Origin of the sequence: Youngiibacter multivorans, assembly GCF_017873395.1 — a bacterium.
GTDB classification, from domain to species: domain Bacteria; phylum Bacillota; class Clostridia; order Clostridiales; family Clostridiaceae; genus Youngiibacter; species Youngiibacter multivorans.
Map to the genome: position 1 here is coordinate 209585 of NZ_JAGGKC010000001.1, position 14137 is coordinate 223721.

The following is a 14137-nucleotide window of genomic DNA, read 5'->3' on the forward strand; positions in this document are numbered from 1 at the left end:
AATTCGGGCCCTGCATGTTCCTTGTTCGTATTCAGTTATCCTTTGCGAGGAGATATCTTGAGAGCTCCAGTATCTCCGGAGTCCCCAGGGAATTGATGATTTCGATCGACCCGTTTCCAGGACCGGGATTAAGAAGCTCCCTGTCCGCGAGGATCCTTGCAAGCCTTCTCGCTGTACCGTCGCTTCCATCATAAACACTGACTTCATCGCCGAGGATCTTAAGAATTGACTGCTTCACAAAGGGGTAATGGGTGCAGCCCAGGACTACGGCCCGGACGTTTTTGTCGACATCGGCAAGGGCTTCCTGTAGATACTCGAAGGACTTCTCTTCGTCGAAATCACCCTTCTCGATTATCTCAACAAGTCCCGGAAGCGGCATCCTGATTATCTCACGGGTTCGGGCCACGCTTTCCATGAGGGCGTGGAACTTTCGTTCCGTCAGTGTCCTGGGTGTCGCGAGCACCAATATCTTTCCGTCCTCGGTGCTTTCAACTGCAGGCTTCAGAGCCGGTTCGATGCCTATTACCGGAATGGTGCTGTACCTGTCCCTGATATAGTCGATGGCAGCGCTGGTAGCCGTGTTGCAGGCGACAACGACAGCCTTGCAGCCTCTGGCAACGAGCAAGTCGATTCCTTCAGATGTGAGCCGCTTGATTGTCTCAACGTCCTTTGTGCCATATGGAGCATTCTTTGAATCTCCATAATATATGTAATTTTCCATTGGCAGTATCTCAACGGATCTCTTGAGTACGCTTATTCCGCCTACTCCTGAATCGAAGAAGCCTATGGGTCTGGTATTGTCCATATTTGCGCCTCCAACAGCTTTATATAAGCAGTTTATCAAATTGGCACATTTTTTACAAATAGACGAATGATTCACAAATATTTGGATGTAATCGTATTTCTCTTAACATAGTCGTTGACGTGTATTTATGTACGGTGTATCATTTACATTATTCTTTTATGGAAAGGACAGAGATATCATGAGGAAAGACCTGATTTATACCATACCAAAGGAACTTCATTCTGTACCTGAAATTACAAAGCTTCTTGACGACCACGAGGAGATAAAGTTCGTTTCCATCGCAGGCGTCGACCTTGCCGGACATGAGACAGACACCAAGATACCTGTAAGGCTCTTCAGAAAGGACATGGAGACGTTTCTCACAGGAATGGCTGCCCAGACTGACGGATCATCCGTTGTACTGCCAAGGATAGCATCACTTAACGACGCGAAGGTGGACATGAAGGGCGATATCAACGCGAACTGGCATGTTGACTATAACTTCAGCTTCACTGCATCTGATGAAGAGAAACCGGTAGGAACCATCAAGATTCCATGCTTCCTTTTCCATAAGGGCATCGAAGTTGATTCGAGGTCGATCCTTAAGAATGCCGCAAAGGATTTTGAGGATAATCTCATGGAGAAATTCAGGACAAATGAGAGACTGCAGAAGGAATTTGGATTCACTGCGGATGATATTGAGAAGATTGACATAACCACGGCAACAGAGCTTGAGTTCTGGGTAAAGACACCAAGCATTTCTGGCAACGTGGATGAGCTCTCTGCATCTCAGGAGCTTAAGGAGCAGTATTGGGGCAGGACCAGGGGCAATGTAAGAAGCGCCCTTGAGGAATCTCTCATGCTTATGGAGCTTTATGGATTCAGTCCTGAAATGGGCCACAAGGAAGTTGGCGGTGTAAAGGCGAAGCTTGCTGATACTGGAAGATTCGCATCCGTAATGGAGCAGCTTGAAATTGACTGGAGATTCAGCGACCCAATGGGAACAGGAGACTCCGAGATATTCATAAAGGAGCTTGTGAGGGATGTTTTCGCAAGGCATGGCCTTGAGGTCACTTACCTTGCAAAGCCGATTGACGGCGTAGCAGGAAGCGGCGAGCATACCCATGTAGGTGCTGCTGTAAAGCTCAAGAGCGGTAAAAGGGTCAATCTTTTCGCGCCGACTGAGGACAACTTCCTCTCATCATTAGGCTTCGGTTCACTTATGGGAATACTCAAGAACTATGAGGTCATTAATCCTATAGTCACCGCTTCTAATGCTGCTTTCAGAAGACTCAAGAAGGGCTATGAAGCACCGATATGCATAGTTACGTCGCTTGGTGTATCCACAAAGGTACCATCGAGAAACAGGACGATTCTTATCGGCCTGATAAGGGATGATAATAATCCGATGGCGACAAGGTTCGAGCTCAGGGCTCCGAATCCGCATACGAACACTTTCCTTGCAACAGCTGCAATGCTTATGACAATGACAGACGGAATAAACTATGCAGTTGAAAAGACTCCAACAGAGCTTCTCGAAGAGATATCGAAGGCTCCTGAGGACAAGGCAGAGTATCTTGAGGAAGGCAGAGCCTACAGGACTGAGAAGGATGTATTTGAGGACTTTACAGACGAGGAAAGGGAGAAGTTCTTCGGGAATGCTCCTTCAACCGTATACGAGAACATAATTGCATTCAGCAAGTATCCTGAGAAGCTTGAGGCATTGAAGAGAAATGGCGTATTCTCAGCTAAGATACTTGAAAGCTTTGAGGTATTCTCCATAGACAAGTGGCTCAAGGAGCTTGAACACAGGATAATACCAGGCTTCGTAAACGAGCTTCGCAATTGCAGGAAGCTTCATGACTCGGAATATGGCAACTCCTATGATGACAAGAAATTCAGGAAGGTATCCGATGCTAGGGACGCCCTCATGAAAGACAAGGAAGGCGAGCTTTGCTTGTTCTCCACAATCAGCAAGGCGATACATGACGAGGATTATGAACTGGTATCCAATCTCCAGAAGGAAGTCTACGAGATGATGAATGGAGTAAGGAAAGACTATTCGGCATATAAGGCAAACCTTATACACATCTGATAAATAAGCTGACAAATAGTGGCCCGGTGTTTGCAAAATGTGAACACCGGGCCATTAGAGTTAAGAATCGGTGAATTTCCTGTTTCGGGCAAATTTTCTGCATTTCCATATGTTATATTGGTCGTATACAATATGATTTAATCGAGCAATATAGGAGGAAAATCATGACCAGCGATGCGAGAACACCGGAAGAATATATGAATGAGTTGCCTGAGGACAGGAAAGAGCCAATGGAGCGACTAAGGAAAATCATCAAGGAAAACCTGCCTGAAGGATTTGTAGAAACCATGTGGTACGGGATGATCTGCTACGTAGTTCCTCTGTCAAGATATCCGTTGGGGTATCTTGAAGACAAAAAGACACCGCTGCCATTCATGGCTCTGGCATCACAGAAGCAGCACATCTCACTCTACCATATGGGTGCGTATGGAGAAGATTCACTTGCAAAGTGGTTCAAGGAACAGTATGAAGAAAAAGTAGGCAATAAGCTCGACATGGGCAAAAGCTGCTTCAGGTTCAGGAACATGAAGAAGGTACCCTACGAACTTATAGGGGAATTCAGCTCCAAGATGACAGTAGATGAATGGATAGAGCTCGTTGATAAATCAGGTAGGAACAGGAGCAGATGAGCAAAAAGAGCTTTGAGAAATTTGGTGTATATTAAAAGACAGGCGCTGCCTGTCTTTTAATATACCAATAGTAATATACCGATCAGAACATCCTGTCTGACTTCTTGAATGATGATGATATGAAGTATCCGGAGAGGGTCAAAAACAGTGCGGGGAAGCCCTTTCCCTTGAGTACGAACTGGAATACTCCGTTTGGAGAGAAGTTGTTACCAGGTTCGAACAGTCCCATGAATCCAATGGTAGCGAACACTATCAGTGTAGCTATGCCTAGTGACAGCCTGGGTACGTCTATTTCCAGCTTGCTCCTGGTCCTGAGACTGGCTGCAATCACGTCGGATCCAAGTACAAGTCCGAACATAAGATATGCTGCGGCAGTGCCAAGGAAAAGCGGAATATTGTAGAATTCATCAGGGCTGCCTGCTGAGAGGCTGCGAATCAGGAACTCTCCCAGGATGGCAATTATTATCAGAACTAAATATTTCAAGAACGATGGAACTATAGATTTCAAGAAGCTATCCCTCCCAGATGTTGTTATTTCAATTATAACCCATCATATCGGAAAAGGAACAAGATAAAGATTACAGATATAAAAAAAGGCCCCTTTCGGGGCAACGGTATATATATAGGGTGCCGGAGCAGCCTGCACTGGAAGCTCCGGTAGTATTTCAGGCATTTGCGGCTATACTGTCAGCACTGTAGATTGAAAACCTGTAGTTGGTGTTCTTGATGAAGGGATTGTTATTGACGATATATTCTGCGTCATTGAACGTTTTTGCGTTAAATATCATAGTAGCTTCATTTTTCATGTAGGATCCTCCGCAGAGCATGAATCTGCCTTCGCTGCTCTGCTGGTCCCTGAGCATTGACTTACTATGTGACGACGGGCTGTTCCTATCCATATCGTACTGTATCTTAACGAATAAACCATTCTTTTTCTGCATCCTGATCACTCCTTACTTGAACTTATGTTCTGGTTTCAGTATATAAGAACAGACGTTCTAAGTCAATAGCATTTAGAAAAAATATAGACCATACGTTCACTTTTTTCAAATAGAGCTTTAAACTGATTTCTGCGTGCTCAAAGCATGATGTATTTGTTATTGGGCGACTGTAGGGTATAATGGTATGAGAATAACATGCAAGGAGATTGATTAAATGAATCCAATAGTAACAATAGAACTAAACAGCGGCAAGGTAATCAAGGCAGAGCTTTATCCTGAGATAGCTCCAAATACTGTGAAGAGCTTCGTATCCCTGATAAAGAAGGGATACTACGACGGACTGAAGTTTCACAGGGTGATTCCGGGCTTCATGATCCAGGGAGGATGCCCGACCGGTACAGGTACAGGCGGACCTGGATACAGGATCAAGGGTGAATTCACAGCCAACGGGTTCAAGAACGACCTGAAGCATTCGACTGGAGTCCTTTCAATGGCAAGAGCACAGATGATGGATTCAGCAGGAAGCCAGTTCTTCATAATGGTTGCTGATTCACCGCATCTTGACGGCCAGTATGCTTCCTTCGGAAAGGTAATTGAAGGTGTGGAGCATGCGATTGCAATGTCAAATTTAAAGACTGATTTCAGGGACAAGCCGATGGAAGACCAGATTATGGTAAAAGTAACTGTAGAGAACGCTGATGAGATCGGTGAACCTGCGATACTGTAAAAGGAGATAGACATGAGAGAAGGAAGAGTGCTGCTTGTCCACGGACTGAGCGAGCTTGAAAGGAATGAGCTTCTTGGTGCAGGCTTCAGCCTGGATATCGTAGATGACAGCAACGCAGGAGGCACGCTTGAGGACATACTGGAAGGCAGAAGTGTAAGGTATGAAGGAAAGCCGCATCAGGCAGTCAAGATAATCATATTCTATGGGTATGAGACTAACGACGAACTGAAGGAAGCTGTGGTCATGATCAGAAAAAACCACGTATATGGAGCCATAATGGCTGTAGTCACCGAAAACTCCTACAGGTGGAAGTTTTCCTATCTCATCGAGCACCTCATAGAGGAACGTGAGGAGAACAGGAAAATCGAACAGGAGAGACGGGCCAGAGAAGAATCAGCAAGGCAATAGATTGGAGTGTATTGATTGAGCAGAGTAGGAGAACAGCTTAAGAAAGCCAGGGAAGAGTCCGGGATGAGCATGAAGCAGCTCGGAAAGAAGCTTGGAGTTTCAGATAGCTTTGTCAACGAGGTTGAACAGGGCAGAAGGGTTGTCAATGAAGCCCTTCTCGAAAGGTTCACAAAGGTCTTCGGTAAGGATGTAACCAAAATGGGACTCGGATCCCTTGAAGCTTCAGTGACTAATGAAGAACCAGAAGCAAGAAGGGTTCAGGTAAAGCCCAAAGAGGAATACAAGGCTCCTGCAACACCTGTGAGCGAACTCTGGAACCAGGCGTTTGGTGATAACATCAAGAACATACCTGTATATGACTATATGATGAAGGATCCTATCGAGAACAGGACCTATGCCGTTACAGGCAAGAAGATAGAAGGACACCATGCCGACAAGGTAGTAGCCATCAAAGTGATGGATGACGACCTTATAGGCTTCAGGATAGCAAAGGGAGACCTGGTGCTTTGCACAGAAGTGAAGGAAATTCAGGGTACCTCGGTGCTGCTTGTGGAGTACAAGGGTAAAAGGATGCTGAGGAAAGCGATTAATCTAAATAACGGCAACATCATGCTGCTCTCAAACAAGAATGGAGAGAAGTCTGAAACCATGTCGGTTAAAGATGTAAAGCCGCTTATGAAGGTTTTCAAGGTTGAGTTTTTCATATGAATTCAAAGGGGACGGCAATGCCGTCTCTTTTTCATATCAGGATTTGCCGTCCGGAACTTCTGACAATCTGCAAATCTATGTCAGTATTCTGAACAATCCACAAGTGGATTGTGGGCAATGTGGATAAGTGTGAAAAACCTGTGGATTGTTGATAAGTGCTGATATTGAAGGTATATTGGGATGTTTGTCAAAATGTTATCCACAGGCCTGTGATTGTTTACTGTTTATTCTTTGTTTTGACATGGAATGGTTTCATTTTGAATTGCCTGACAGAATATAATAAATGAAAGATGCCTTTTTGGGCTTTGAGGAGGACAAATGATGAGATTGAATAAGCTTATAATAAGCGGAATTGCGGGAGTCTCGATATTGGCATTATCTGCGTGCGGAAGCAAGGCTGAGGAGCCTGTAGTGAAGAACCAGGGTGATCCGATAACTGTCGGGTCTTTCGTTGACACTGAAGGCGGGATCCTTGGGAATATCATACTTCTGGCACTTGAGGATAAGGGATATGTCATAGAAGACAAGGTTCAGTTCGGAACACCGGATGTGCACAGGAACGCACTTCTCCAGGGAGAGCTCGATATCGGAGTGGACTACACGGGAAACGGACAGTATTATGTGGAAGGCTTTGCTGAGTCAGTCTGGGTAAAAGCGGATTCTGCATATGAGTCAATAAGGACTGCAGATGAAAAGAACGGACTGCTCTGGATGACACCGGCAAAAGCCAACAACACCGAGGCTATTGCTGTAACCAAGGACTTTTCTGAGAAAAACAGCGTGAAAAGCCTTGCTGACCTTGCAGCATACATAAACAAGGGCGGAGAGATAAAATTCATAACAAGTCAGCTGTTCGCTGAAAAGGAAGCAGGACTTCTGGGGATTGAAAAAGCATATGGCTTCAAGTTCCAGCCTTCCCAGCTGGTGCTTCTGCCACATGGAAATACGGCAGAGACGCTGAAGGCGCTGTCCGAAGGACGCGACGGGATAAATGCTGCTCTTGCATATGCTACAGACGGATCTCTTGTGGACCTTGGACTTGTAGTTCTTGAAGACCCAATGTCGATTCCGCCGGTATATGAGCCGGCACCGATAATAAGGAAGGAGACTGCAGACAAGTATCCTGAGGTCAAGGAGATACTGGGAACGCTTTTCGCAGGATTAAGCAAGGAAAAGCTGCAGGAGATGAACAAGAAGGTAATTGTCGACGGCGCATCACCAAAGGATATTGCTGAAGCATACCTTAAGGAAGCAGGCATTCTCGATTAGGCGGTGGTACATTTGAACAGGAAACCTGAAGGCACGCTGCTGCTTTTTGCAGCAGCAGGCATCATATCAACCTTTTTTCTTGACTTTGCAGAGGCGAAGCCAAACAGGATACTAAGCGGATTGAAACTTGGATCCTTCAAGTTCCTTGGCATCTATGCCGGAATACTTGTTCTGGTCTTCGCGGTCGTAATTGTCTCATCAGTTCTCAGGGATGGAAAAATAAGACACATGATATCCGGAATGGCAGCTTCCGCAGGAATTGCGGTGCTGCTTCTTTCTGTTGGTCCGATGGCAGGTCTTGCCATACCTGCAGGGACATCCCCGAGGATAACCATATCCAGCGGCATATACATTACACTTCTCTGCCTGTATATTATTCTTGGTACATCCATGAGAAGGCTTAAGGGACACAGAACACTTAAGCTTGTCCTGGCAGCTGTTGCAGCACTACCAGCACTTTTCGCAGTTGCATCAGGCAGCTACTCTGACCTCTCAATCATGAAGGAGTACCAGGTAAAGAAATCCCAGTTTGCCGGAAATCTCGAGACACACCTCTTCCTCTCCTTTGGATCCACCCTGGCTGCTGCAGTAATTGCCATGCCATTTGGATACCTTGCCTACAAGAAGCCGACGCTTGAGGGAAAGATAATGACTCCCATGGCGTTCTTCGAGACTATACCAACACTGTCTCTGTTCGGAATACTGATGGTCCCCCTGGGTTATCTGGGAACCATAGGCATTTTCAAGGCGATTGGTGTGAGCGGCATAGGTTGGGCACCTGCATTCATAGCGCTTACCCTTTATGGACTTTTGCCGATCGCCAGGAACACTCTTGCAGGTTTCAAGAATGTTGACGCGGGAGTGGTTGAGGCTGCTGAGGGCATGGGCATGGGAAAAGGTAGGGTGCTTTGGAGAATTGAACTACCTCTGGCATTTCCTGTCATCTTTGCAGGAATAAGGGTTGCACTGGTTCAGGCAATAGGTGGAGCGGTTCTTGCGGGTCTTGTCGGAGGCGGAGGCCTTGGCAGCTTTGTTTTCCTGGGCCTTGCTGAAGCTTCAAGTGACCTTGTGCTGCTGGGAGTAATACCAATAGTCCTGATGACACTTACAGGAGACTCTCTTATGAAGGCGGCAGTCAAAAGGCTTGAGATTGGAGGTGCGGTATGATAAGGCTGGAGCATGTTACGAAGGAATATGATGGATTCAGGGCCTGCGATGACGTTACCTTCACCGTTCAAAAAGGTGAGATACTGGTAATACTCGGACCCTCGGGATGCGGTAAGTCAACGACATTAAGGCTCATAAACAGGATGGTTGAAAGGACTTCAGGTACCATTGAGGTAAAGGGCAGGAATGTAGACACGGTAAAGGGTGAAGAGCTCAGAAGGGGAATAGGCTACGTCATACAGAATACCGGACTTTTTCCTCATATGAGGGTGGACAGGAATATTGCCACAGTACCATCAATACTTGGCTGGGAACAGAAAAGGATAGATGACCGTGTAAGGGAGATGCTTGACCTTGTAGGACTTGACCATGACAGGTATTCGAAAAAGTACCCAAGGGAGCTTTCCGGAGGCGAGGCCCAAAGGGTTGGAGTCGCAAGGGCACTTGCCTCTGATCCTGACATAGTGCTTATGGATGAACCCTTTGGGGCGGTAGATCCAATAAACCGTCTGAGACTTCAGAAGGAATTTTCCCAGATACAAAGGAAGTTACACAAGACAGTGGTTTTTGTGACCCACGATGTTGAGGAGGCCATGCTTCTTGGAGACAGGATATGCATCATGAGGCAGGGAAAGGTAGTGCAGATAGGAACGCCGGAGAAAATAGTCCTGAAGCCATGCGATGACTTCGTTGAGAGCTTCTTCGGTGCAGAAGGTGCGCTTAAACTTTTGTCAAGGTACAGGGCAGCTGATTATGCTGATGACGTGCATTCGGAAGGGTCACCGCTTGAGGCTGATTCAAGCCTTAAGGAAGCCCTTGCTTCGATGATTCTTGAAGGAAGGGAAAGGGTTCCTGTCGGAGCTGGAAGCATTGCGCTTTCATCCATACTGGATGCCCTGAGGAGACAGGAATCATGAAGCTTAAGAGCATAATCCCGGTTGCAGCCCTTACGGCAGTCCTTGTACTAATGCTTATATTTTCACGGGAATTTGAGATATTCATGTACGGGATATTTAACACAAAGACCCAGACCGGCTCGAGGACACCACTAATAGTGCTTTTTATTGAACACCTTAACATGGTGGTTGTCTCAGGAATCATAGCAGTCATCCTGGGACTTGCCCTCGGAATATTCATAAGCTCAAAGCCAGGCAGGGAATACAGGGATGCATTCGAGGAAATCATCAGCCTCGGACAGGCCTTTCCATCTGCGGCACTATTAGCTCTCGTTGTCCCCATAGTAGGGTATGGTTCTGAAGGTGCCTTGATTGCACTCGTAATATATGCACTTATGCCTATCGTCTACAATACCTATGCCGGCCTCACAGGGGTGGATCCTGATTGTATCGAGGCTGCTAAAGGAATGGGCATGGAAGACAAGAGGATATTCACAAGGATAAAGCTTCCTCTGGCAGCGAATGTGATCCTGGCCGGTATACGCACTTCGCTGGTCATAAACATAAGCGCAGCGACCCTTGCTGCAGCAGTTGGAGCCGGAGGACTAGGAGTCCTTGTGGTAAACGGGGTCAAGGCCTTCGACCCTGTTCTGATACTGGAGGGTGCGATACCTGTATCACTCATGGCAGTCATCGCGGACCTTGTGATGAAGGAAGTCGAAAAGAAGCTGAGCTATAGCTAAAAGGACCCGGAAATCCGGGTCCTTCAATATTATGTTAAATTTTTCGGGAAATAGGTTTCCAGTATAGGTTTTACAGTCATGAATATTCCATCAGACTTTTCTGGTGACTATTCCTTCCATCACAGCAATGAGGAATTTCGCAGCACCCTCATGGTCATTGTCATCACTTATATAATCTGCAATCTTCAGAAGCTGGTCCACTGAATTGGACATGGCTCCCTTGATTCCTGCAATCCTGATCATGGATGTGTCATTGTAATTGTCTCCGATTGCGGCCACATCATCAAGGCTTATATCCTTAAGCTCGCAAAGGCGCCTGAGTGCCGCTCCCTTGGAAGCTTTGCTGGAGGTAACTTCGAAATTGTACTTCCAGGATGAGAAGGTGAGAAGGTTCTTGTTCATGGAGAAGTAGTCCATGCCGCTTCTTATCTTGTGCTTATATGCGCTGATGCTTGATATTGTATTTGCGTGGTCTATGCTTGAAAGTATGTCATCGAGAGTTGGTACAATCTTCAGGTTGCCCTGCGAAAGCACAAGACCGAGAACATCCTTGTAGAGCTGCTCCCTCTTTTCTGAATCCTTACCAAGGTCTTCGAGCTCCTGTTTGAGCAAATCTATGCTTCCCTGGGTTACATAAGTGTATTCATCAGTGGACGCTTCAAATTCAAGGCTGTGGTCCTCCAGGTATTTCATGGCTGCAGCTGCCTCATCAATCGGAATGGATGTGGTCATAAGCTTTTTTCCATCCTTGTCGTGAAGGCTGGCTCCGTTGCTGGATATGATATACGGGGAGATCCCATATCCGCTGATTTTTCCAATGATGTCAGCATATGACCTTCCTGATGCGATACAGATTTCAATACCTGCATCAATGGCCTTCCTGAGTGTCTCCATCCCGAATTCTGTTGATCTGTGTTCCGAGTCCAGTAATGTTCCGTCAAGATCTGTAACAAATAATCTCATAAACTTCCTCCTGAACTTTGTTGTCATCAGTATAACACTTGAATAGGTTTTCAAAGAAGGAAATTTCTGAAAATCATTACGGGAGCTGGAGTATAGCGGATTTATGAGCCTAAGTCACGTGTAAACGTTTTGACAGAAGCTGTGAGTTGGTGATAACCTGAATATTGGATAGATAAACCGCATTTTTGGCGGTCAAGGAGGAATCAGATGGGCGCTGGATACTTTGCAGAACCATTCAGGATCAAGATGGTGGAACCGATAAGGGTCCTTTCCGATGAAGAAAGGCTTGCCAGAATTGAGGAGGCAGGCTTCAATGTTTTCAATCTCAGGGCAGAGGATGTATATATTGACCTCCTCACGGACAGCGGTACCGGAGCCATGAGTTCAAGGCAATGGGCAGGGATAATGATGGGTGATGAATCCTATTCGGGAGCGAGGAGCTACTATAACCTTTTAGATTCCTGCTCTGAAATATTCGGCTACAGGTATTTCCAGCCGGTACACCAGGGAAGGGCTGCGGAGAAGGTGGTCATGCCCATACTGCTTGGCAAAGGCAAGGTTTCAATAGCCAACATGCACTTTGATACGACAAGGGCACATGTGGAGATAGCCGGAGCAAGGGCAATCGACTGCGTTGTTCCTGAAGCTGAGGATACTGCAAGTGAAGCGCCGTTCAAGGGCAATATGGACATAGAAGGCCTCAGGCTTCTTGTGGAAGAGCACGGCTGTGAAAAGGTGGGGGTGGTCATAATGACCATAACCAACAATAGCGCCGGAGGTCAGCCTGTCTCAATGGAGAACATCAGGGAAACGTCGAAAATCTGCAAGGAATATGGGATACCCTTCATGATCGATGCGGCGAGATTTGCGGAAAATGCCTTCTTTATAAAGGAAAGGGAGCCGAAGTACAAGGATGTCACAATTGAAGAGATAGTCATGGAGTGCTTTTCCTATGCCGACCTTTTCACCATGTCGGCCAAGAAGGATGCAATTGTAAACATAGGAGGCCTTATAGGAGTCAGGGAGGATGCAGGCCTTTTCGAGAAGGTCAAGGCGGCAACGATACCCTTAGAAGGATTCATTTCCTATGGCGGACTTGCGGGAAGGGACCTGGAGGCTATGGCAATAGGCCTTAAGGAAGGGATAGACCTTGAATACCTCAGGTACAGGATAGGACAATCAAGGTACCTTGGCGAAAGGCTAAAGGAATCCGGTATACCATTCCAGTCACCAGCAGGAGGCCATGCCATATTCGTGGATGCTGGGAAGCTTTTGCCGCATATTCCCTACAATGAATTTCCGGCACAGGCGCTGGCAATCGAGCTTTACAAAGAAGCTGGAATCAGGGCCTGCGATATAGGTTCCTTCATGATGGGAAGGGATCCTGATACAAGGGAGCAGCTGAAATCGCAATTCGAGTTCACAAGGCTTGCAATTCCCAGAAGGGTATATACTCAGTCACATCTTGATGTTGTAGCTGATGCTCTGGCGGAAATAAAGAAAAGGGCAGAGAACCTCAGGGGCTACAGGATAACCTGGGAGCCTGAGGTGCTGAGGCACTTTACTGCAAGGCTTGAACCCATAAAGTAGCAAATCATGCCGGCAGAAAATATTCTGCCGGCATTTCCATGTTTATTTTCGTCCTATGTTCACAAAAAATACATGGCTTTTGCTACAATGATATAAACAAGAGTGAAGGAAGGTTAGTAATGGAAGAAAAAAGCAATTTGAGAAAGGCAGTGATGATATTCCTGTTCTTTGTTAGGATCGGAGCCTTCACCTTCGGTGGAGGATGGTCGATACTTGCCCAGATGCAGAAGGAATTCGTGGAAAAAAGGCAGTGGCTGACAAACGAGGAGCTTATGGACATAGCCTCGGTGGGCAGGTCACTTCCTGGAATAATGATAACCAATATAAGCGTCATATTCGGATACAGGATGGGGGGTGCGGTGTGCGGAGCCGCAGCGGCAATCGGAGTCAGTCTTCCTTCAATAGTGATTCTGTCTGTTGTGACTCTTTTCTATGATAAGCTGAGGGATACTCCCTACATGGCAAAGGCTTTCGTAGGGATCAGAGCTGCCGTTGTTCCGATTATAGGTTCAGCTGCACTGGCACTCCGGAAGGCATCCCTGAAGGATACCGCCGGATGGATCATTGCGGGCTTTGCCCTGATTCTAGGCCTTTTCACTGGAATCAGCAGCATCTGGGTGGTTGTGGCAGGAGCAGCTGCGGGACTGGCTATCAAGGGAGGTGGCGCAAATGGTGCTTCTTGACCTTTTCACAGCTTTCGTAAAGATAGGGTTCACAAGCTTCGGCGGTTTGTCCATGATACCTCTCATAAGCTCTGAAATGACACTGAACGGATGGATGACCTCCACTGAGGTCCTTGATATAGTGGCTATAGCTGAAATGACGCCGGGACCTCTCGGCATCAATGCAGCCACCTTTGCCGGAATGCGTGTGGCGGGTATTCCAGGAGCACTCAGTGCAACGCTCGGAGTGCTTGTTCCAAGCCTTACCCTTACCATGGCTGCAGCAATATTCCTATCAGCCTTCAGGGACAACATTATCCTTAAAAGGATAATGAACGGAGTACGTCCGGTATGTATGGGTCTGATACTTGCCACGATGGTTTCATTGGGCCGTGAAAGCTATTTTGCAGGAAGTGAGCCTTTATGGACCGGAATAGCCATCGGACTTGCGGAATCATTCATCATTTTCAGATGGAAACCAGGGGTGCCTGTTATAATAGCATCTGCAGCCGTTATGGGACTGATTCTCGCATAATATGAAATAAATGTCACATT

At 46.6% G+C, this 14137-nt stretch carries 16 protein-coding genes; 12 read left to right on the forward strand and 4 right to left on the reverse strand.

What is annotated here, in order from left to right:
* Positions 1–31 precede the first annotated feature (31 nt).
* The gene (gene murI, locus J2Z34_RS01025; protein ID WP_209457978.1) at positions 32–805 is read right to left on the reverse strand and encodes a glutamate racemase; all 774 of its coding nucleotides are present in this window, start codon (positions 803–805) and stop codon (positions 32–34) included.
* A 178-nt stretch (positions 806–983) separates the two neighbouring features.
* On the opposite strand from murI, the gene J2Z34_RS01030 reads away from it, so the two are divergent.
* Both J2Z34_RS01030 and J2Z34_RS01035 read left to right on the forward strand, forming a co-directional pair.
* Positions 984–2879, forward strand: coding sequence for a type I glutamate--ammonia ligase (locus J2Z34_RS01030; protein ID WP_209457979.1), 1896 nt, complete (start codon positions 984–986; stop codon positions 2877–2879).
* A gap of 164 nt (positions 2880–3043) precedes the next feature.
* Positions 3044–3508: a DUF1801 domain-containing protein gene (locus J2Z34_RS01035; protein WP_209457980.1), complete on the forward strand. Its 465-nt coding sequence runs from the start codon at positions 3044–3046 to the stop codon at positions 3506–3508.
* A gap of 82 nt (positions 3509–3590) precedes the next feature.
* On the opposite strand, the gene J2Z34_RS01040 is transcribed toward J2Z34_RS01035, so the two are convergent.
* Both J2Z34_RS01040 and J2Z34_RS01045 read right to left on the reverse strand, forming a co-directional pair.
* On the reverse strand, positions 3591–4016 hold the full coding sequence (locus J2Z34_RS01040; protein ID WP_209457981.1) for a hypothetical protein: 426 nt from the start codon (positions 4014–4016) through the stop codon (positions 3591–3593).
* 157 nt (positions 4017–4173) lie between these two features.
* Positions 4174–4449, reverse strand: a complete 276-nt coding sequence (locus J2Z34_RS01045) for a hypothetical protein (protein WP_209457982.1) — start codon at positions 4447–4449, stop codon at positions 4174–4176.
* 214 nt (positions 4450–4663) lie between these two features.
* On the opposite strand from J2Z34_RS01045, the gene J2Z34_RS01050 reads away from it, so the two are divergent.
* From J2Z34_RS01050 to J2Z34_RS01080, 7 genes are all read left to right on the forward strand, one after another.
* Positions 4664–5176: a peptidylprolyl isomerase gene (locus J2Z34_RS01050; protein ID WP_209457983.1), complete on the forward strand. Its 513-nt coding sequence runs from the start codon at positions 4664–4666 to the stop codon at positions 5174–5176.
* 12 nt (positions 5177–5188) lie between these two features.
* The gene (locus J2Z34_RS01055) at positions 5189–5584 is read left to right on the forward strand and encodes a DUF3783 domain-containing protein (protein ID WP_209457984.1); all 396 of its coding nucleotides are present in this window, start codon (positions 5189–5191) and stop codon (positions 5582–5584) included.
* Between the two features lie 15 nt (positions 5585–5599).
* Positions 5600–6292: a helix-turn-helix domain-containing protein gene (locus tag J2Z34_RS01060; protein WP_209457985.1), complete on the forward strand. Its 693-nt coding sequence runs from the start codon at positions 5600–5602 to the stop codon at positions 6290–6292.
* 321 nt (positions 6293–6613) lie between these two features.
* Positions 6614–7561, forward strand: a complete 948-nt coding sequence (locus tag J2Z34_RS01065) for a glycine betaine ABC transporter substrate-binding protein (RefSeq protein ID WP_209457986.1) — start codon at positions 6614–6616, stop codon at positions 7559–7561.
* A gap of 12 nt (positions 7562–7573) precedes the next feature.
* Positions 7574–8728 carry an ABC transporter permease gene (locus J2Z34_RS01070; RefSeq protein WP_209457987.1) on the forward strand — a complete coding sequence of 385 codons (1155 nt, stop codon included), beginning with the start codon at positions 7574–7576 and terminating at the stop codon, positions 8726–8728.
* Positions 8725–9645 carry an ABC transporter ATP-binding protein gene (locus tag J2Z34_RS01075; protein WP_209457988.1) on the forward strand — a complete coding sequence of 307 codons (921 nt, stop codon included), beginning with the start codon at positions 8725–8727 and terminating at the stop codon, positions 9643–9645. Before J2Z34_RS01070 ends, J2Z34_RS01075 begins: the two co-directional genes overlap by 4 nt.
* Complete coding sequence (locus J2Z34_RS01080) at positions 9642–10367, forward strand: ABC transporter permease (RefSeq protein ID WP_209457989.1); 726 nt, start codon at positions 9642–9644, stop codon at positions 10365–10367. Before J2Z34_RS01075 ends, J2Z34_RS01080 begins: the two co-directional genes overlap by 4 nt.
* Before the next feature lie 90 nt (positions 10368–10457).
* On the opposite strand, the gene J2Z34_RS01085 is transcribed toward J2Z34_RS01080, so the two are convergent.
* Entirely contained in the window at positions 10458–11330 is an 873-nt protein-coding gene (locus J2Z34_RS01085) for an HAD family hydrolase (RefSeq protein WP_209457990.1), read from the reverse strand.
* Between the two features lie 207 nt (positions 11331–11537).
* Here J2Z34_RS01085 and J2Z34_RS01090 point away from each other — a divergent pair, with 207 nt between their 5' ends.
* The 3 genes from J2Z34_RS01090 (at position 11538) to J2Z34_RS01100 (ending at position 14117) form a co-directional block, all read left to right on the forward strand.
* Positions 11538–12920, forward strand: coding sequence for a tryptophanase (locus J2Z34_RS01090; RefSeq protein ID WP_209457991.1), 1383 nt, complete (start codon positions 11538–11540; stop codon positions 12918–12920).
* A 119-nt stretch (positions 12921–13039) separates the two neighbouring features.
* On the forward strand, positions 13040–13603 hold the full coding sequence (locus tag J2Z34_RS01095; RefSeq protein WP_209457992.1) for a chromate transporter: 564 nt from the start codon (positions 13040–13042) through the stop codon (positions 13601–13603).
* A complete protein-coding gene (locus J2Z34_RS01100; RefSeq protein ID WP_209457993.1) occupies positions 13590–14117 on the forward strand; it encodes a chromate transporter in 528 nt (175 codons plus the stop codon). Before J2Z34_RS01095 ends, J2Z34_RS01100 begins: the two co-directional genes overlap by 14 nt.
* Positions 14118–14137: the final 20 nt, after the last annotated feature.